The 18904-nt window shown below is 61.9% G+C and carries 15 protein-coding genes and 1 pseudogene; 3 read left to right on the forward strand and 13 right to left on the reverse strand.

What is annotated here, in order from left to right; genetic code table 11:
* The first annotated feature begins 35 nt into the window (after nucleotides 1–35).
* The gene (mobB, locus tag ABDX79_RS16170) at nucleotides 36–542 is read left to right on the forward strand and encodes a molybdopterin-guanine dinucleotide biosynthesis protein B (RefSeq protein WP_346221346.1); all 507 of its coding nucleotides are present in this window, start codon (nucleotides 36–38) and stop codon (nucleotides 540–542) included.
* Between the two features lie 63 nt (nucleotides 543–605).
* On the forward strand, nucleotides 606–728 hold the full coding sequence (locus ABDX79_RS16180) for a hypothetical protein (protein WP_346221347.1): 123 nt from the start codon (nucleotides 606–608) through the stop codon (nucleotides 726–728).
* Between the two features lie 128 nt (nucleotides 729–856).
* Here ABDX79_RS16180 and rfbA read toward each other — a convergent pair whose 3' ends face one another.
* The 12 genes and pseudogenes from rfbA to ABDX79_RS16240 form a co-directional block, all read right to left on the reverse strand.
* Nucleotides 857–1741, reverse strand: coding sequence for a glucose-1-phosphate thymidylyltransferase RfbA (gene rfbA, locus ABDX79_RS16185; protein ID WP_346221348.1), 885 nt, complete (start codon nucleotides 1739–1741; stop codon nucleotides 857–859).
* Nucleotides 1742–1766: 25 nt separating this feature from the next.
* Complete coding sequence (gene rfbD / locus ABDX79_RS16190) at nucleotides 1767–2678, reverse strand: dTDP-4-dehydrorhamnose reductase (protein ID WP_346221349.1); 912 nt, start codon at nucleotides 2676–2678, stop codon at nucleotides 1767–1769.
* Nucleotides 2678–3247 carry a dTDP-4-dehydrorhamnose 3,5-epimerase gene (gene rfbC / locus ABDX79_RS16195; protein ID WP_346221350.1) on the reverse strand — a complete coding sequence of 190 codons (570 nt, stop codon included), beginning with the start codon at nucleotides 3245–3247 and terminating at the stop codon, nucleotides 2678–2680. The genes rfbD and rfbC overlap by 1 nt, the downstream gene beginning before the upstream one ends.
* Complete coding sequence (rfbB, locus tag ABDX79_RS16200) at nucleotides 3244–4347, reverse strand: dTDP-glucose 4,6-dehydratase (protein WP_346221399.1); 1104 nt, start codon at nucleotides 4345–4347, stop codon at nucleotides 3244–3246. The genes rfbC and rfbB overlap by 4 nt, the downstream gene beginning before the upstream one ends.
* Before the next feature lie 320 nt (nucleotides 4348–4667).
* Nucleotides 4668–5447: a glycosyltransferase family 2 protein gene (locus ABDX79_RS16205; RefSeq protein WP_346221351.1), complete on the reverse strand. Its 780-nt coding sequence runs from the start codon at nucleotides 5445–5447 to the stop codon at nucleotides 4668–4670.
* Nucleotides 5448–6540: 1093 nt separating this feature from the next.
* Nucleotides 6541–6900: pseudogene (locus tag ABDX79_RS16210) on the reverse strand (DDE-type integrase/transposase/recombinase); the annotation flags it as partial.
* Between the two features lie 208 nt (nucleotides 6901–7108).
* Nucleotides 7109–7831 carry a CmcI family methyltransferase gene (locus ABDX79_RS16215; protein ID WP_346221352.1) on the reverse strand — a complete coding sequence of 241 codons (723 nt, stop codon included), beginning with the start codon at nucleotides 7829–7831 and terminating at the stop codon, nucleotides 7109–7111.
* A gap of 136 nt (nucleotides 7832–7967) precedes the next feature.
* A complete protein-coding gene (locus tag ABDX79_RS16220) occupies nucleotides 7968–9698 on the reverse strand; it encodes an SEL1-like repeat protein (RefSeq protein WP_346221353.1) in 1731 nt (576 codons plus the stop codon).
* Nucleotides 9695–11050 carry an HlyD family type I secretion periplasmic adaptor subunit gene (locus ABDX79_RS16225; protein ID WP_346221354.1) on the reverse strand — a complete coding sequence of 452 codons (1356 nt, stop codon included), beginning with the start codon at nucleotides 11048–11050 and terminating at the stop codon, nucleotides 9695–9697. Before ABDX79_RS16225 ends, ABDX79_RS16220 begins: the two co-directional genes overlap by 4 nt.
* Complete coding sequence (locus ABDX79_RS16230) at nucleotides 11022–13283, reverse strand: peptidase domain-containing ABC transporter (RefSeq protein WP_346221355.1); 2262 nt, start codon at nucleotides 13281–13283, stop codon at nucleotides 11022–11024. The genes ABDX79_RS16225 and ABDX79_RS16230 overlap by 29 nt, the downstream gene beginning before the upstream one ends.
* A 189-nt stretch (nucleotides 13284–13472) precedes the next feature.
* Nucleotides 13473–14228, reverse strand: a complete 756-nt coding sequence (locus ABDX79_RS16235) for an ABC transporter ATP-binding protein (protein WP_346221356.1) — start codon at nucleotides 14226–14228, stop codon at nucleotides 13473–13475.
* A gap of 6 nt (nucleotides 14229–14234) precedes the next feature.
* Complete coding sequence (locus ABDX79_RS16240; RefSeq protein ID WP_346221357.1) at nucleotides 14235–15083, reverse strand: ABC transporter permease; 849 nt, start codon at nucleotides 15081–15083, stop codon at nucleotides 14235–14237.
* Between the two features lie 453 nt (nucleotides 15084–15536).
* Here ABDX79_RS16240 and ABDX79_RS16245 point away from each other — a divergent pair, with 453 nt between their 5' ends.
* Nucleotides 15537–17657, forward strand: a complete 2121-nt coding sequence (locus ABDX79_RS16245; protein ID WP_346221358.1) for a M10 family metallopeptidase — start codon at nucleotides 15537–15539, stop codon at nucleotides 17655–17657.
* A 53-nt stretch (nucleotides 17658–17710) separates the two neighbouring features.
* Here ABDX79_RS16245 and ABDX79_RS16250 read toward each other — a convergent pair whose 3' ends face one another.
* Nucleotides 17711–18859 carry an NAD(P)/FAD-dependent oxidoreductase gene (locus tag ABDX79_RS16250; RefSeq protein WP_346221359.1) on the reverse strand — a complete coding sequence of 383 codons (1149 nt, stop codon included), beginning with the start codon at nucleotides 18857–18859 and terminating at the stop codon, nucleotides 17711–17713.
* Nucleotides 18860–18904: the final 45 nt, after the last annotated feature.

An 18904-nucleotide genomic window follows, 5' to 3' on the forward strand; every position in this document is an offset into this window, starting at 1 on the left:
ACTCACCTCGGCGACGAACCAAACAGGATGACACCATGGCTCCCATCGTCTTCGGCATCACAGGCTGGAAGAATTCCGGCAAGACCACGCTGAGCGAGCGCGTGATCGCCGAGCTGACCCGGCGCGGCCACAGGGTCGCCAGTATCAAACACGCCCATCATGCCTTCGACCTCGACCAGAAAGGCACCGATTCCTATCGCCACCGTGCCGCCGGGGCTGCGGAAGTCGCCATCGTCTCCTCGGTCCGCTGGGCGGTGATGCACGAGCTGAAAGGCCAGGACGAACCGACGCTTGAGGAGATGCTCGCCCGGCTGTCCCCCTCCGACTTCGTCATCGTTGAAGGGTTCAAGAAGAGCGGTCACGAGAAGATCGAGTGCCGCCGCGAAGCATCCCTCGACCACACACCCCTCACCGATCGCCTTCCCTGCATCGTCGCCATCGCCTCCGACAAGGCCGTGGATGGCGAAACCCGCCCGGTCTTCGATCTGAACGACGTCGCAGCCATCGCAGACTTTATCGAGAGCCGTCCGAAATCGGGCTGATACCTGCCCCTGAGTTCACGAGGCGATGAACGCGACCCTCTCCATCGTATCGAGCGGTTGCCAATGGCGCATGTTGCCGATGGATTTTCCTCCGCCCTCGACGGGGCGTGCTATTTCTACGACCGGCGTGACAGCGTTCTCTTGGGGGCGATCTACGGCGTTCTCGTCGTTGCGGTCTCGCCATGACGGTGCGCTTTTGCATGGCCACCGTGGGCGTGACCGTGACGCAACGAATCGGCCGCGACCAATCCTGGCATCCCGGTTGGAGCTTTCAAAGGTCCTGGTGATCGAGACGCGGCCGGGCGCGCGCCCGACTAACCGATCTGGTCCTTTGCGAGCGCAAGGAGATACTGGCCGTAGCGGCTCTTGCCGAGCTTTTGGCCAAGCGCCTGCAGCTGATCGGCGTCGATATGGCCGAGCGAATAGGCGATCTCCTCGGGGCAGGCGATCTTGAAGCCCTGGCGATGTTCGAGCGTGCGCACGAATTCGGCCGCCTGCAGAAGCGCGTCGGGCGTTCCCGTATCGAGCCAGGCATAGCCGCGGCCCATCAGGGCAACGTTCAGCGTGCCCTCCTCCAGATAGATCCGGTTGAGATCGGTGATCTCCAGCTCGCCCCGGTCCGACGGCTTCAGCGACCGGGCGAATTGCGAGGCGCGACCATCGTAGAAATAAAGCCCGGTCACCGCCCAGTTGGACTTCGGCTTCTCAGGCTTTTCCTCGATGCTGACCGCCCGCCGGTCATCGTCGAAATCGACGACACCGTAACGCTCGGGATCGGCAACGTGATAGGCAAAGACGCTTGCGCCGTTGCGGGCGAGAGCCTGATCGCGGGCCTGCTTCATGAGCTCGGGAAGGCCGTGGCCGTAGAAAAGGTTGTCGCCGAGAACCAGGGCCGAGGGCTCCCCGGCGACGAAGTCCTCACCGATGATGAAGGCCTGGGCAAGGCCATCCGGGCGGGGCTGTTCGGCATAGCTGAGCGTGAGCCCCCAGGCCGAACCGTCGCCCAGAAGGGCACGAAAGCGCGGAAGATCGTGCGGCGTCGAGATGATCAGGATGTCGGTGATACCCGCCAGCATCAGCGTCGACAGCGGGTAGTAGATCATCGGCTTGTCGTAGACGGGTAGAAGCTGCTTCGACGCGGTCAGCGTCATGGGATGCAGACGCGTGCCGCTGCCGCCCGCGAGGATAATGCCTTTCATGCGCTCTCGCCTACCTTGCCTCTGTTCAATGGTTTTCTCCCGCTTTCTGCCCGATCAGACGATCAAGGACCTCGTCAAGCGAGACCTGCCATGCCGGCAGCCGAAGGCCGTATGTCGTAAAAAGACGTTCGGTGGACAGGACGGAGTTTGCCGGGCGCTTCGCCGGCGTCGGATAGGCGCTGGTCGGGATCGGCGCCACTTCCGGCGCCTTCTGCCCCCGCTTGGCCGCACCCTCGAAGATCGCCCCGGCAAAGCCGGCCCAGCTTGTCTCGCCGCTGCCCGCCAGATGAAAAGTGCCGAGAAGATCGGTGTCGTCGCGGTCTTGCTTGAGCCGATCCGCGATGGCGAGCACAGCCTCGGCAATGTCGAGCGCCGAGGTCGGCGAGCCGCGCTGGTCGGCAACGACGGTCAGCCGGTCGCGCTCGCCGGAAAGGCGCAGCATGGTCTTCACGAAGTTCTGGCCGAAAGGCGAATAGACCCAGGCCGTGCGCAGGATCACATGGCGTGACCATGTTGTACGGATGGCGTTCTCGCCTTCGAGCTTGGACCTGCCATAGACGCCGAGCGGCCCCGTTTGGTCGCTTTCCACCCAGGGACCGGCCTTCGCGCCGTCATAGACGTAATCGGTCGAAAGATGGATGAGCGGGATATCGAGCTGCTTTGCGGCCTCGGCCAACGCCCCTGCCCCGCGTCCGTTGATGGCCATTGCGAGATCCGGTTCGCTCTCGGCCCGGTCGACCGCCGTATAGGCCGCCGCACTGACGATCGCGTCCGCCCCTTCAGCGGCGTTCAGGACGGCCTCGAGGATTGATCGAGGATCTGCCGCGAGGTCGAGATCAGGGCGACCCAGCGTCCTGACCGGAATGTCCCGGGCAGCGCCCTTCTCTTTGAGCGCGGTCACGACCTGACCTTCCTGTCCGGTAACGAGAAGGTTCATCAGAAGGGCGTCTCCAAAGCGGAAAAACGCGGCAGGACGCGATCCTTGTCCGAAAGGATTGCGCTCTCGCGGTCGACGCCCCAGTCGATGCCGAGATCCGGGTCGTCGAAGGCGAGACCTGCATCGCAATCGGGCGCGTAGACATCGGTGACCTTGTAGAACACCATCGTATTCGCCGCCCTCGTCACGAACCCGTGGGCAAATCCCTTCGGCACCAGAAGCTGCAGGCCGTTCTCTGCGGTCAGCTCGACGGCGACATGGCGGCCATAGGTCGGCGAGCCGCCACGCAGGTCGACGGCGACGTCGAGAATGGCGCCGGACAGAACACGCACCAGCTTGTCCTGGGCGGCGGGCGGCGTCTGGAAATGCAGCCCGCGCACCGTCCCGATATCGGCCGAGAAGGACTGATTGTCCTGGACGAAGCGAAGGTCGAGACCCGCCTCACGCATGCGCGCCTCGTTCCAGCTCTCGGTGAACCAGCCGCGTGAATCTCCGAACCGTCGTGGTTTCAGGATGACGACGCCGTCCAAATCGGTCGGCGTCACCTCAAGAAGCGGCCTTGAGCTCATGATCCGATTTTCTCCTTCGCACTGAGGCCAAGCCGTTCGCCCTGATAGCGCCCCGACCGGATGGCGCTCCACCAGGCTTCGTTCTCGAGATACCAGCGAACCGTCTTTTCGAGCCCGCTCTCGAAACTCTCCTCCGGCCGCCAGCCGAGCTCGGCCTCGATCTTGGTGGCGTCGATCGCATAGCGCGCATCATGGCCCGGACGATCGGTCACGAAGGTTATGAGACGCTCATGCGGTCCGTCCCTGTCGGGACGGATCGTGTCGAGAAGGCCACAGATCGTCTTCACGACGTCGATATTCGAGCGTTCGTTGTGGCCGCCGATCGCGTATGTCTCGCCGGTCTCGCCGCGTTCGGCGACGAGGACGAGCGCGCGGGCATGGTCGTCCACATAGAGCCAGTCGCGCACGTTCTCGCCCTTGCCGTAGACGGGAAGCGGCTTTTTCTCCAGCGCGTTGAGGATGACGAGCGGGATCAGCTTTTCGGGGAAATGGTACGGGCCGTAATTGTTCGAGCAGTTGGTCAGGACGATCGGCAGCCCGTAGGTGTGATGCCAGGCGCGAACCAGATGATCGGACGCCGCCTTCGAGGCCGAATAGGGCGAACGCGGGTCGTAAGGGGTCGTCTCGGAGAAATGGCCGATCGCACCGAGGGAGCCGAAGACCTCGTCGGTCGAGATGTGATGGAACCGGAAGCGGGCCTTGCGGTCGTCGTCGAGACTCTGGAAGTGGCGCAGCGCAGCCTGAAGTAGTACCGCCGTTCCGACCACATTGGTGTCGACGAACATCATCGGGCCGTCGATCGAGCGGTCCACATGGCTTTCAGCGGCCAGATGCATGACGATATCGGGATCGAAATCGGCCATGGCCCGGGCCATCGCCTCGCCGTCGCGGATATCCGCCTTCAGGAACCGGTAGCGCGGATTATCCGCGACCGGCTTCAAACTGTCCGGATTGCCCGCATAGGTCAGGGCGTCGACGACGAGAACCTCATGACCGGTGCGCTCGATTAGGTGCCGCACGACGGCCGAACCAATAAAACCAGCTCCGCCGGTCACGAGAAAGCGCCGTGTTTCCTGTCGGGGGGTCTTGCTGGCTGGCATGGTCTTGATCGATCTGGATTTCATGGAACGGGACAGATTGTCATGAGCTGACGGCATGAAGCAGACCCGATCGATGCTGTTCAAGGAACCGCCAGCGCTCTTCGTTCCGCATAATGCGGTCTTTCGGGATGGGCAATGCTTGCTGTTCGCAAAGACCTCTGGCGATCGCCATGGGATCGTCGTTCTCCTTGCCGACGTGTGGTTCGCGCCGCCTGATCCGGCCGGGCGGTCCGGTGTTGATCATGACGCAGCATCCGTTGCTTGTGACGACAGGCTGTGAAGCCTTCGAGCCATCCGGTATGATTGCCGGGAGGGTCCATTCAGGCGCGGCGACGCGCATCTCCCAACTGCCTGAGTTTCAAACGTAACGTTTCGACATGCCCGGCAAGTCTTGCGATATCGAAATGACGACGGGCGCCGATCTGGTTTCCGCCATGCTGGCGATAGAGAACCGTCGCTTGAGGCAGCGTCAGCAGACGACCATGGAGCGCGGCGAGAAGAGCCAGCCAATGGTCATGCATGAGAACGCTCGAGGGAAAGGGAAGCGCCAGCTGAAGAAGACGGCGGTTCATCAGGCAGGTGCAGCCATTCACATTGTTCTGGAGGGCGAGCCTCAGGGCGAACAGGCGCGAAGCCCGCGCGCCGGCGCCATGACTGCTCTTATGGAGGGAGAAGGATGACAGGAAAGAAGCCTCGAGCGGCTTCAGATCCGTGTCCACGACGGTCAGGTCTGTGTGAACGAGAACAGGCCTGTCCGGATAGGCCGCCTCCTCGGCTTCCATGGCAGCGAGGGAAAGCTCCAGCTTGTCGCGATTCCAGACATCGTCCTGGTCGCAAAGGGCCACGTAATCGCCCCGACAAAGACCGATCGCCTTCTCGAAATTCGAGATGACGCCGAGATTGCCTGGATTGCGATAAAGGCGAATGGGAACAGGGCAATCAGCAGCGATCGCCTTGAGGCGTGGGCCCATATCCTCTCGCGAGCCGTCGTCGCAGATGACGATTTCGTCCGGGAGGAGGGTCTGATCGAGGATGCTGCGAAGTTGACTCTCCACATAGGCGCCTCCTTCGTAAAAAGCCATGGCGACGGACATCTTCATGACGGCGGATTCCTGGTTCGTCCGTCGGAGCGATCGGTGAATCGTCTGCCGGGTTCCGGCGGCAAGCCGGAACAGGGAAAGTGCTCGCGGCCGACCTGAATTTGCTTCGCGACGGTAAAGTGCGGATTTCGTTCTAGACGGCCAGGGTCGCGAATTGAAGCGGGCCGATGACGTCGGGCGCCAAATGCACGCCGCGCACAGCGCTTGCCGAAAATCATCGTCCATGCCATTCCATGGCCTGCGCTCACGCGCCAGGTTCGACCATGTCGTCCTCGAACATCTCGGCAGCCTCTCTGGATATTCCGGCAGGCAAACGAGCCAATCCTTAAACCTACCCTCCGATCCGACGGACCCTTCATGCCTCGCGTTCGCAAACCCTTCACAGTCGAAACCAGAAAAAGCCGGCGACCAGGCCGGATTTCCAAAAAACGATCGATCGATGAGCGGAAACCGGACGAGACACCGAAGCGGCAGGGAGCGGCGACACATCATCAACCGGTCGAACGGATCGACGAGACGGACGAGCAGCGAGGCCTGAAGGAGAAGGTCGAGGCGGCGGCTCGATCGGGACGCATCCTCACCGAATATTCGCCTCTTAAAAAGGCTGAAATCGAGGACCAAACCCTGCCGGATTCCCCCCAGCAAGGTGACGAGGATACTTGGCAGCCCCAACGGCGATATCGAAAAAAGCAACCGGTTCGCTCCATCGATCCGAGCGAATATGAAAACAGGATACAGTCAAAGGCAGCTGTTCCGGATGCAATGGTGAGCAGGCAGCGCACAGCCGAACCGGAAAGACAGGTCCAGGCGCCGTCTTTGCGGACCGATCAACCGGACGACAGTGATACACGGATTGGATACCGGGTCCGGCGTGCCTGGAGAACCGGCGGGGTCGCTCTCGGCGATCGCTGGAAAGTCCGATCCGCGACCAGACGGCATATGAACAATCGCCGAAAGACTAACGCCTAAGCCATTCGCTTGTAAGTCACGGATCCCGAGCCAGATCCTGGAAGAACGTGGGGAAAGTGGAGAGCGTTTTCGATTTTCACGCTGCCAGCCTTTCGAACTGAAGCGGGCTGACCAAGTCGAGCGCTCAATGGGGCCGGACTGGATTACAGAAGCCGTCTCTGTACCGACCGATCGCGGCGGTCGCCTCGGTTCGGGTTTGGAAGACATTGCGCCAGACGAGTTCTGTCTTCAGAGTTTTGAAGACGCTTTCGACCATGGCGTTGTCAAAACAATTTCTCTTTCCCCACATCGAGATCAGGATGCAGTGCCGACGCAGTTCGGCCTGATACTCAAGAGAACAGGATTGCGAGCCGCGATCGGCGTGGTGGATCATCCCGGCAGGTGGACGTCGAACGGCGATGGCTCGACGAAGCGCCGAAAGAGCCAGCCCCTTCTTCAGCTGGTCGCTCGTCGCTCAACCGACGACGCGTCGGGCGAACAGATCGATGAGCGTGGTGGTGAACGAAAGCAGGCCCGTGACTGCTTTCCCGCCGAACAGAGAGGTACAGCCATCCCTCGCGGGACCGCCAGCCCCTAGATGCCCTGAAGGTCAATATCATCGACCCCTGGCGGGCCTGATACGTCATCTGGCTGCTTGTCAAAGCCCGCCGTCGGACGACACTGGCCCGATCGCAGACGCTTAAGCTGAAGGCTCAGCTCCGCCGCTTGAGATAGCCTTTCGGATTGAGGGTCATCAGGAACCGCTCACAGGCAGGATCAGAAGCGAAATCATCCGTCTCGGCCAGGAACAGGTCCAGCGCCTCCATCGGACCCGGTCCGAAATCGGGAAGGGCCGGATGGCCGTTCACATTGGTATCCTCGACCACGAGGTAGTCGCCGGATTTTACCATTGGCGCATAGGCGCGCAGTTCGGCGAGCACATGGTCGCAGCGATGGTCGCTGTCGAGAATGACCATACACCGCCCGCCATCGACGATCTCCGAAACACGCGCGAGCAGTGTCTCATCCACGCTCGAGCCGCTGAGATAGGTGATGCGCTCATGGCTCGGACGGATCGAGGCGAGGCTTTCGTCGATGTCGATGCTGACCACGCGGCCGTGGCCGAGCTGGGCGCAGACGCTGGCCATGAAGAGGGCGCTGCCGCCGAAGCGGGTGCCGGTCTCGACGATGACATCAGGGCGACGCGAGACGATCAGCTCCTGATAAAGCCAGAGATCCATCGGGCACTTCAGGGTCTCGTAGCCGAGCCAGCCTATAGAGATGGTCTGGCCGCCCTGGCTCCAGCGCCGGTAATAGAGTTCGTGGAACCGCTCGACGATCTTTTGCTCGTCGTCGCTGAGGGGCGGCCCCTTGGGGGCTGGCCTGAACGATCCGATCTTCGGCGACGGGGTCTTTTTTGTCGAAAAAGGCCACATGTCTTCGAAATCTCCTGATGGAAGGGAAGCCACCAAAAAGCTTCAACAGGGCGCCGGTAGCCGGATTATCGATCGGGCACAAGCAACGGCGCCTCCCTCGAAGGGCTATGCGGGCCTTCGAGGGACGGGAAAAAGATCAGGCGCTGCTCGGCTCATTGCCCTGCGCCTCTTCCTTGGGCCCTTCGTTGGCCTGGGAGGCCTGGGAGGCCTGCGGATCGTGGGTGATCGCGGAGAGAAGGTCGGCTGCCCGCCGGTCGCCGGCGGATGCGCCGCGCGTCAACCAGTGCTTTCCTTCCGACATGTCACGATCCGGTCGCCAATGGGCATAGAGTTCGCCGAGGGCAGTCATCGCCACAGCCTCGCCGGAATCGACGGCCCTGCGCAGCCAGCGTTCGGCCTCGACGAAATCGGGCTTGCAGCCAAGGCCCTGCATCAGGAAGCGGCCGAGATTGACCTGGGCGAGCGCGATGCCGGCTTCCGCCGCCGGTCGCGTCCAGGCAAGGGCCTGCCCGTAGTCCTGCGATACGCCGTCGCCGGCAGCATAGCCAGCGCCAAGGCGAAAGCGCGCCATGGCGCTGCCCTGTTCGGCGGCCTTGCGATACCATTCCATGGCAAGCTTGGAATTGCGTTCGGCTCCCATCCCGGTCTGCGCCATCAGGCCGAGACTATAGACGGCATCGGCAACGCCTTGATCAGCGGCCTTTTGGAAGTGGGATGCGGCGGCCTCGATATCCTTCGGGCCGCCAATGCCTTCCGCCAGAAGCGTGCCGAGCCGGAACTGGGCTTCGCCATCCCCCTGCTCCGCGGCACGGCCGAGCCAGATCCTCGCCTGAACCGGGTCCTTCGGCACACCGACCCCTCCGATATAGAGAAGGCCGTAGATGCGCTGGGATGGCTTGTGGCCGAGTTCGGCGGCCATTCTGTACCAGCTTGCCGCCTCGGTCGGATTGGGCTCCATCAGCCCACCTCCGGTGCGATGAAGGTCGCCGAGGAGCGCCATCGCTTCCGTATCACCCACAAGGGCCGCCCGCCTAAGAAGCGTCTCCCCCCGCACCGCATCCTTTTCCAGGCCCATGCCGTGAATATAAAGCTGGCCAAGAGCTCGCTGGGCGTTGCTGTTGCCGAGTTCCGCCGCTTTTCCGAGCCAGCGGGCAGCCTCCTTCTCATCGCGCTTCGAGGCGAAGCCGTAGAGATATTCGAGGCCAAGATAATAGGCCGCCGTCGCGGTTCCGAGTTCGGCGGCGCGGCGATAGAGCTCCGCGGCCCTTGCATGATCGGGTTCCCCGAGCCATCCTCCGGCGAGCAATGTGCCGAGACCCAAAAGAGCCTGCGCGCTGTCCTCGGCGGCGGCACGCTCATACCATTTCGACGCCTGGGCCGCATCGATATCGCCGCCCCAGCCAGCCGCCAGAAGATAGCCGAGAAGCGCCATGGATTCCGTGTGACCGGCCTCTGCGGCGACAAGGGCCCATCGGCGGGCCTCGGCATGATCCGGCTCGACGCCAATCCCATGGGGAAACAACATCGACATGGACTGCGTGTGATCGGCGACGTCGGCGGGCGGGCGAGCACCATAGGTCAGGACGAGCGCAAGCAGATATTGGGACTCCAGATGATTCTGCTCGGCCGCCTTGCGCAGCCAGTGCACCGCATCGCCCGCGCTGCCCACGACGCCCCGCCCCGTCTGGTAGAGACGGGCAAGTTCGTACTGGGCTTCCGCTTCCCCTTCGCGGGCAAGCTCGACGAACAGTTTGGACGCCTGGCCGTAATTCCCGCGTTCCAGCGCGCGCCGCCCTTTCTCCAAACGGACGGCATGGCTGCCCCCAAGACCAACGGCCTGGGTCAGCCTGCTGAACACGCCGCTCATGGCTCCCTCAGAGCGGACGAGAAGGCATCGGCCAATCCACCGGTCAAAGAGGCCAGGATGCTGTGGTCACCGACGACGATATCGGCCGTCACAGGCATGCCCGGAATGAGCCTGAAATCGGCCGGAACATCGCGCAGATCGGTCTTCTCGATCGAAATACGCGCCCGATAATAGACCTCGCCGGTGCGCGGACCTTCTGTTCGGGTGAAGGAGTCCTGACTGATGTTTCGAACCACGCCCTGGGCCGTACCGTGTTCGTTGAATGGATAGGCGTCGAACTTGATCTCCACTTTGTCGCCCACCGCGATGAACCCCTGGTCGGCACCGTTGATATCGACCTCCAGTTCCAGTTTGGCATCGACCGGAACGAGACGGAACATTTCCCGGGCGCTCTGAATGACCGATCCCACCGAAACCGGCGCGACTTCGAGTACGACTGCGTCGCTGACGGCCTTCAGAGCGACGAGGCTGCGCCGATAGGTCGCCTTGGCGAGCTGCTCCGAAACCTCGTTCTTCGTCTGACGTGCCTGGAGAAGCTGATCGACCGTCGCCGCCCGCCACTTTTCCTCGAATGTCTCACGCTCGGCCTTCAGGGCTTCGAGTTGATGGCTGGCGGTCGTCGCGATGCCCTCGCTCTCGGCGAGCGAACGCTCCACGGACAGCCGGTCGTCAAGCGCCTGGATAGAGTTCAACCGGCTCCCGGCCGCAGACTTTTCAAGCTTGGCCCGCATCGTGACGACCTCTCCGAGCAGATCGTGACGTTCGGACAGGAGATTGCTCTCGTTGCGGCTGCGCTGGAGATCACTGTTGGTTGCCGCGATCTTCTGCTCGTAATTGGCCATCGAGGCCTTGAACTCGGCCGCCCGATGGCGAAAGATCGCCGTCTGGAGCTGGGCGTATTCGTTCGCATCGTCCGGTTCGTAGAGGCTTCCCGCGATCTCGGCATTGAGCCGCTCGATCTCGGCGTCGAGGCTCTGTTCGCGCCGCTCCAGGGAGGCAATGTCGGCGTCCGTGATGGTCGGATCAAGGCGCGCCAAAACGTCGCCCTTCGAGACGACGTCTCCCGGGCTGACCTCGATACTGCTGACCACCGAGGTCTCCAGCGGCTGGACGACGATCGTCGGCGTTTCCGACATGACTGTGCCCCGCGCCACGACCACGCGTTCGAGGCGCAGGATCGCGGCAAGGGCGATCATCGCCACGACCATGACCGCGAAGAGAATAACGGCGCCGCGCGCAAATCCGGGATCCGGTGCCTCGGTGATGGCCGCGGTCTGGGATTGGAAATAGCCGATCGCCTTATCGGACTCGCCGTCGTCGTTCTTAGGCGTCTTGCGATTGATCAATTTCATTCTGTTCTGTCCCGCCGAGATGTCGGTTCTGCTGGAACCAGAGCTGGCGATAGATTTCGGAGTTCGTCAGGAGTTCGCCATGACGACCCGTGTCGACCACGCGGCCCCGTTCCATCACGAGAATCTGGTCGCAGTCTGTCAAAGAGCTGAGGCGATGCGAAATGACGATGACGGTACGACCCTTCGCGATCTTGCGAAGATTCGAATTGACGATCGCTTCACTGTCCGGGTCAAGCGCGCTTGTCGCCTCGTCGAGGATAAGGACGGCCGGGTTGAGGATCAGCGCGCGTGCGATGGCGATGCGCTGCTTCTGGCCGCCGGAGAGATTGGCCGAGCCTTCCGCAATCAGGGTGTCGTAGCCACGCGACAAGCGCTCGATGAACTCCTCGGCGCCAGCCATACGCGCGGCTTCCGTGACTTCTTCAAGGGTCGCGTCCGGCTTGGCGGCCATGATGTTGTCGCGGATCGTACCCTGGAACAGGAAGTTGTCCTGGAGCACCACGCCGAGATTGGACCGCAGGTGGTAGAGATCAATCTCCTTGAGATCGACCCCGTCGATCTTGATGAGCCCATCATAAGTCATGTTCAGGCCCTGAAGCAGGCGCGTCACGGTCGTCTTGCCCGAACCGGACCTACCCATGATGCCGACGACAGAGCCTTGCTTGGCTTCGAAGTCGACGCCATTGAGGGCAAAGCTGGTTGCCCCCGGATACCGGAAACGCACGTCCGAAAACGTTACCTTGCCCTTGATCAACGGCCGGGACCCAACCATCCCCTCGGGCCGCTCGGGCGCCTCGTTGACGACAGACCCGACCATGCTCACTGCACCTTTGACCTCCTGATATTCCTGCAGGAGATTGGCAATCTGAACGAAAGGCGCGACGGCCCGGCCGACCACCATGACGAAGAAGATCAAAGTTCCCGACAGAAAAGGCTCGGTTCCCGTTAGGACGAGAACCGCGCCAAGAAGCAGCGATCCGGCATAGACAAGCTTCTCGAGCGGATTGAGCAGGGTCTGTGGCTGGTTGTTCAGAAGCTGAAAGTCGGTATTGGCCTTCACCGCTTCCGCGACATGCTCGTCCCACTCCTGCCGTTTGCGTCCTTCCAGAGCGAGCGACTTAATCGTGCGCATGCCATGAATGGACTCGATCAGGGTCGTGTTCTTGCGGGTCTCGGCACGAATGACCCGGCCATAAGCCTTGGACATCGCTGGAATGTAGGCCGCTACGATCAGGCACATAATAATTGCGACGCCGACGACCGCGAAAGCCATCCGGGCACTGATCAAGAACAGCGCTGGAAGAAGAAAGATCAGGACGAAGCCATCGAGGAGCGTGTTGAACAGGCTACCCGTAATGAAATTACGGATTCGAAAAACCTGTGTGACCCGATAAGAAAGCTCACCAACGGACATACGCTCGAAGAGATCGATCGGCAGCCGCAAAACTTTGTTCATGATAAAGACGTTGAGGCGGGCGTCGATCTTGGCCGTTCCCCGTGCGATCAGATAGCGCCTCAGATAACCGAATGCAGTATCGAAGAAGAGATAGAAAACGACTAAAGTCGCGAGCACGATAAGCGTCGACATGCGCTGATAGAGCAGCACGTTGTTGAGGATCACCATGAACAAAAGCGGCGGCACGAGTGCGAAAAGCGCCAGAACCAACGCCGACAAGGCGACGCTGCCGAAGATCTTCCGCTCCAGAATGAATTCCCGGATGAGCATTCCCCAGCCGAAGGTCTGGGTCTCCATCGCCCCGGCCTGCTGCCGCTTCAAAAGGATTGCCGAACCGGACCAGACTGCCGCCAAGCGGATTTCGTCGATCGCCAGAGGCTGGGACGAAGGCGCGGTCGGATCCTTGACGATTGCAACGTCCTGTCCGCCGCGTGTCTCGAAGCCGATGACGACGAGGGCCGTCCCGTTCTCGAGCCGCAGGAGAGCCGGTAGGGCCTCCTTCAAACGGCCCAGCTGCTTCCATTTCAGATGAACCTCACGAGCCTCCAGACCATGATCCTTCGCAATGGTCAGAAGGAGATCGTTCGGAGCCTCCGTTTCGCCGACCCGGTAATCGCGGACGAGCTGTTCGCAAGACAGGTGAACCCCACGCTGGCGCGCCGCCAGCACCAGGGCGTGGAGGGCGGTATGACGGCCCGAGCTGCCGTCGAAACGACCGGAGCTACCGGTCCCCTCGTTTGAGGTCTCTTCGACCTCGGCGGGTTCGGTTTGGTCCACGACCTTCAAAACGGAAGACATCGATCGCAATTCGCTTTTCTGTCCCTCAGGCTTCCGCCATTACACCATATAAGGAAGGTTCTCCATTATATTCCAATCTTGTCGCTATTTCGACGCGGCAAGCTGTAGCCCTCGCTGCTTGATCGAGGGTTCTCTCGCCCGGCATCGATCGTCTCTGTTCGTTGGCCTTCAACCTGCGGCTCTGCGATCACGCTCGGCGAGGACCCTATCGACCTCGCCGGTCATGGCGATTGAGCCCCGATCAAGGAGAATGGCCGAACGGCACCAGTGCTCAACGATCCAGTCGACGCTCGATGCAAGGACCAGGATGCCCGCCTGCTTGATGACCGCGTCGAGGCGTGCAAGCGCGCGTTCCGCAAAGCGCTTGTCCCCTGCCAGAACCCATTCGTCCAGGATGAGAATATCGGGTGCCCGGGCGGTTGCGATCGCGAATGCGAGACGCAGTGCCATGCCGCTCGAATAGGTGCGCAAGGGAAGATGGAGATAGGGGCCGAGTTCGGTGAACTCGGCGATATCCTCCATGGCCTCGTGAACCTCGGCGGGCTTGAGGCCGAGATGCATGCCGCGCACCAGTAGGTTCTCGATGCCGGTCAGGTCCGCCTGCATGCCGAGCATGATGTCGAAGACGGTGCCCACGCGCCCGTCGATCGTCACATGCCCCTTCGTCGGTGGATAGATGCCGGCCATCAGGCGCAGAAGCGTCGTCTTGCCCGCCCCGTTTGCCCCGAGTACGGCGAGCCGGTCGCCATTGGCGAGCGACAGGGATACCTCCCGCAGCGCAGAGATATGAGCATGGCCATTGGTTTCGCCGCCAACCTCGCCGAACCGCAAAGCCTTACCCACCAGCGCCGCGCGCAGGGATTTCGGTGACGTATGGGCGATCGGAAAGTCGAGATCGACCGCTTTGAGTTCCAGTCGTGCCATGTCGGTTCAGGTCCACAAAACGAGGGATCGGCGCAGACGTGACGCGACGAACAAGGCAAGGCTCCAGCCGAGGACGGCCATCACCGTGCAGACGAGCCAGGGCAAAGGCGAGATCTCGGCGCCGATCAAGGGGTCCCGCACGACGGCAAGAAGGCTGGCGAAGGGATTGAGATAGACGAGCGGCATCCAAGGACCAAGCAGTGTCGGCTTCCACAGGATCGGCGTCATGAAGAAGAGCAGCTGGAGAAACGCATTCGTCATCTGCGCGACGTCGCGATATTTGGCCGAGGACATGCCCAGAAGCAGCGTCAGCCATATCCCGTTGATGAGAACGAGCGCCATGCCGGGGAGAACGAGAAAGATCGAGGCCGTCGGCATGAGACCGAAGACAAGCGCGACCACCAGAAACACGATCATGTTGTGACCGAGTACGATCATGTTTCGCCAGATTAGCTGGAACACGTAGATGCCGATCGGCGCCGGGCTCTCGCGGATGATCCCCGCATTGGAAATAAAGACCTGGGGTGCCTCGGTCAGAAGAGCCGACAGAAAGCCCCAGAGGATAAGGCCAAGGCATAGGAACGGGATGTACTCCGCCAGCTCCATGCCCAAAAGGAAGCCGTAGAAGAGACCGAGCGCGACGGTGGAGACGGCCATGCTGATGGTGGACCACAGGGGGCCGAGCATCGAGCCGCGATATCGCTGGCGGATATCGTACCAGCCAAGACGTCCCCAGAACCACCATTGGCCGGCGGAACGGACCATCTCGCTCGCGATCCTGCCCATGACCGCTCCAGAGGTCGGCGCAGGACGGTCTGCCCGCCCATTCGATACCGCGCCCGTCTCCTGTGCCAAGACCGTCTCCTGTCTCACCCGCTGCATCTCGTCGCGAGACGCCCGATATCGACCGCCCGTGACGACGCTCGGTTCTTAAAAGACGCTCTGCCCCGTTCCGTCCTCCGTATCATGCAGACCGGATCGGAACAGATCGAACGTCCTGCCGCTCGAAGCGGCCTGAATCTGGCCGTGCTGTAGACCGTTTGGCCGCAAGGTTCCAGCCCGATCCGTTCACCTTGTTGGCTCAAAGGCTGGTGACGCCGGGAAGGTCATCGGCATCAACGGCCGGATCGTTCAAGGCAACGAACAGAAAGAGCCCGGATCTTTCAAGCCGCCTGTTCCCACGCGGTCGCACGAGCCCGAAAAATCACGCAAAAGCCGCCGTTTAGCGCAAAATCATTCAGATAAAATTCATCTGCCCATACGCTTATGGGGGACGATACTTTCAGCGGCATCTTGGGGACCGGTCAAATGATCCTGGACGATCGTGAGCAACTCCAGCACTTTCGCGGCTGTGCCTGTCCGGCCTGCTCGCTGGATATCGATCGGAAGGTCATGGCAGATCCCGATGGCATCTCCGGAACGGCGAATGCCCATGTCGTGGCGTCGCTCGACGAGATGGCGGATTTTCTGCGGATCGGTTACTGGGGCGATGACGGTTCCCGCCACAATCTCGGCTCCACCGGCAACGACCCGAACAATGGCGTTCTCTACTACAATGTCTCGGGGACGGGCGGGTCCCTTGCCTATAGCGGCGCCAGCGATCTCGACGGTGTGAGCGCCGCACGCGCCGAACTCATCCGCGATGCGTTCGACGTTTACGCCTCCGTGCTCGGCATCGAGTTCGTCGAGACGACCAGCACGGATACCGACCTCGTCGACTTCTTCTTCACCGACAATCGCAGCGGCGCCTACGCAGGTTCGGTGACGTACCAAGATGGTTCGGTCTACTATTCCTATGTCAATGTCGCAGCGAGCTGGTCAGGCGGCACCTCCACCTACGACGATTATACGCTGCAGACGATCTTCCACGAGATCGGACACGCGCTCGGCCTCGGGCATCAGGGCAATTACAACGGAAGCGGGGGCTACTCGACCTCCGCGCAGTTCCAGAACGACAGCTGGCAGGCGACGATGATGTCGTATTTCTCGCAGACCGAGAATACGGCCGTCAACGCCAGCTACGAGTTTCTGCAGACGCCGATGGCGGTCGACTGGATCGCCCTCGACGACATCTACGGCCAATACGGATACGGCACGGCCAACGCTTTCACGGGCGATACGGTCTACGGCTTCAACACCACGATTTCCGCTGCAGAGAGCCGGATCTGGAACGCCTATGCGGACTATGCCGACCGAACCGCGTCGACGATCATCGATGCCGGCGGTATCGATACGGTGGATTTCAGCGGCTACAGCGCGAACCAGCGTATTGATCTCACGGTGCAGACGGGCGACCAGACCTCGCAGAATACTTCGAATATCGGTGGCCGGATCGGAAATCTGACCCTTGCGGTCGGCACGGTCATCGAGAATGCGATCGGCGGCTCCGGCAAGGATATCCTCATCGGCAACGGCGCCGACAATCATCTGATTGGCAATGGGGGAGACGATCTCTTCAATGGAAAAGGCGGAAACGATATATTCGACGGCGGCGAAGGCTTTGACCAGGTCGTGTACGACTATGTCTTTTCCTCGTTTACGTTTAGCCTTCTCGACGGAGCCATTCAGGTCGTCGGAGATGGCATCGACCTGATCCTTAACAGCATCGAGAACATCCAGTTTGCCGATATGGCTTACGGGTTCGAAGAGATCGTCGCTTTGTTCGGCTCCACCGATCCGACGGGAGACACATCGGGGGACCCATCAGGCACGGGCACCGGCCCTACCCCCGATGGACCCACCACCCCACCTGCTCCTCCGCCGCCTCCAGCACCCACCGAAGTTGCTCCTCCAGCAACACCGACACCCCCTGAGGTCGCTCCTCCGACAAATCCAACGCCGGTCCCGGTTGCGCCTCCGACGACACCACCCGACACCACCCCTACATTTAGGGTCAACACCGGTGGAGCCGGCGAGAGCGTCCGTGCGACGGCCTATAGCGGTCCGATCAGCGGGATCAATTGGCAATATCTTGGGTCGGGCGCCGCCAAGGAAGAAATTATCGGAACGGGCCAGGCGGACTTCATCAACGGGCTTGCCGGCGACGACGTGATCTTCGGCGGCGAGGGCAACGACATCCTCGATGCCGGGATTGGTTCGGGTTTCCTCAGCGGACAGGGCGGAACCGACACGTTTTTCGTCGACGCGCGCGATGGTCAGGTGGCGTGGTCGACGATCGTCGATTTCATTCCGGGCGCGGAGCAGGTGACGATATGGGGCTTCAAGCCCGGCACCTCGCGGGTTTTTTGGGAAAACAATTACGGCGCGGCCGGTTACGAGGGCGCGACGATCTTCATCGATATCGACGGATCATCCCAGACCGACCGGTCGGGCGTGGACATTGCCGTCACCTTCACCGGACATGGGGTGGGCAGTCTCGGCTCGAGTTACGAGATGGACGGCCTTCTCTGGTTCAGGCCGGCGGTATGAGGCCAGCGGTCTTTTGAAACCAACGGTTTCAGGGGACCGCCGGATATCAGCCATCAGCCGGCGCGCTCGACCCGCTCCACCACGTCGTCTGCGAGCGCCAGCGAGGACGTCAGCCCCGGGGATTCGATCCCGAAGAGGTTGATGAGGCCGGGGACGCCGTGTTCGGCTTCGTCCTGGATGAGAAAGTCGGCCGCCGGCTCGCCGGGACCGCTGAGCTTGGGGCGGATGCCGCTATAGGCCGGAACGAGGCTTTCGTCCGGCAGCGCCGGCCAATAGCGCCGGATACTGGCGTAAAAACCGTCCGAGCGTCGGGGATCGACCCGATAGTCGAACGCTGCGGGTCCGGCTTCCGGCTTGCGCATCGGGGTCTCCGGAAGCCATTCAACATCCGGGCCGAACCGGGCATCGCCCATCAGATCGAGCGTCAGGTGAACGCCGAGACCGCCATCTTCCGGCACCGGATAGATCAGCCGCGAAAACGGCGCGCGCAGACCGGACAGCGCATAATAGTTTCCCTTGGCGAAACGGCATTTCGGCAGAGAGCCGGGCCGCGCGCCCTCGACTGCCCCGGCAACCGCCCAGGCACCGAGCCCGGCTGCGTTGACAAGCGCGCCGCAGGCGATCTGCATCGGCTCGGCCCCGCCGACATCGAGGACGATCTGCCCGTCCTCGGCAAAGGCCGCGCGCACCGGGCTACGGAACGCGATCATCGCACCGTGATCCTCGGCCTCGCCACGCAGTGACAGCATCAGCGCATGGCTGTCGATAATGCCGGTGGAAGGAGACAGGAGCGCGCCCCGGCAGGCGAGCGCCGGTTCCATGGTCTGTGCCTCGGCCTGGCTGACGAAGGCGAGATCGGTAACGCCGTTCGCCTCGGCGCGGCTGCGAATGGTTTCCAGCGCGGAAAGCTGCGCCTCGTCGGTTGCCACGATCAGCTTGCCGAGCCGGCGGTGCGGCACGCCCCGTTCCGCGCAATAGGCATAGAGCCGCTCGCGGCCCGACACGCAGAACCGCGCTTTCAGGGACCCGGCCGGATAATAGATGCCGGCATGGATGACCTCGGAATTGCGCGAGCTCGTCCCCGTGCCGATCGCCGCCTCCGCCTCGATCACCACCACCTCGCGCCCCGTCCTGGCGAGCGCCCTTGCTATGGCAAGACCGACCACACCTGCTCCGACGACCACGCAATCGACACGGTCCATCACCCACTCCTTCGACTGACGAGAGTTCCTCTACACCATCGCCCC

Source organism: Fulvimarina fulva, assembly GCF_039652615.1.
Classification (GTDB): Bacteria; Pseudomonadota; Alphaproteobacteria; order Rhizobiales; family Rhizobiaceae; genus Fulvimarina.

Bases quoted from the DNA above. Each gene is read 5' to 3' on its own strand.
- ABDX79_RS16180 (WP_346221347.1), top strand. From the start codon at position 606: ATGGCGCATGTTGCCGATGGATTTTCCTCCGCCCTCGACGGGGCGTGC.
- rfbD (WP_346221349.1), bottom strand. From the start codon at position 2,678: ATGAACCTTCTCGTTACCGGACAGGAAGGTCAGGTCGTGACCGCGCTC.
- ABDX79_RS16215 (WP_346221352.1), bottom strand. From the start codon at position 7,831: ATGTGGCCTTTTTCGACAAAAAAGACCCCGTCGCCGAAGATCGGATCG.
- ABDX79_RS16245 (WP_346221358.1), top strand. From the start codon at position 15,537: ATGATCCTGGACGATCGTGAGCAACTCCAGCACTTTCGCGGCTGTGCC.
- ABDX79_RS16225 (WP_346221354.1), bottom strand. From the start codon at position 11,050: ATGAAATTGATCAATCGCAAGACGCCTAAGAACGACGACGGCGAGTCC.
- rfbC (WP_346221350.1), bottom strand. From the start codon at position 3,247: ATGAGCTCAAGGCCGCTTCTTGAGGTGACGCCGACCGATTTGGACGGC.
- rfbA (WP_346221348.1), bottom strand. From the start codon at position 1,741: ATGAAAGGCATTATCCTCGCGGGCGGCAGCGGCACGCGTCTGCATCCC.
- mobB (WP_346221346.1), top strand. From the start codon at position 36: ATGGCTCCCATCGTCTTCGGCATCACAGGCTGGAAGAATTCCGGCAAG.
- rfbB (WP_346221399.1), bottom strand. From the start codon at position 4,347: ATGCCAGCCAGCAAGACCCCCCGACAGGAAACACGGCGCTTTCTCGTG.
- ABDX79_RS16220 (WP_346221353.1), bottom strand. From the start codon at position 9,698: ATGAGCGGCGTGTTCAGCAGGCTGACCCAGGCCGTTGGTCTTGGGGGC.
- ABDX79_RS16235 (WP_346221356.1), bottom strand. From the start codon at position 14,228: ATGGCACGACTGGAACTCAAAGCGGTCGATCTCGACTTTCCGATCGCC.
- ABDX79_RS16250 (WP_346221359.1), bottom strand. From the start codon at position 18,859: ATGGACCGTGTCGATTGCGTGGTCGTCGGAGCAGGTGTGGTCGGTCTT.
- ABDX79_RS16205 (WP_346221351.1), bottom strand. From the start codon at position 5,447: ATGAAGATGTCCGTCGCCATGGCTTTTTACGAAGGAGGCGCCTATGTG.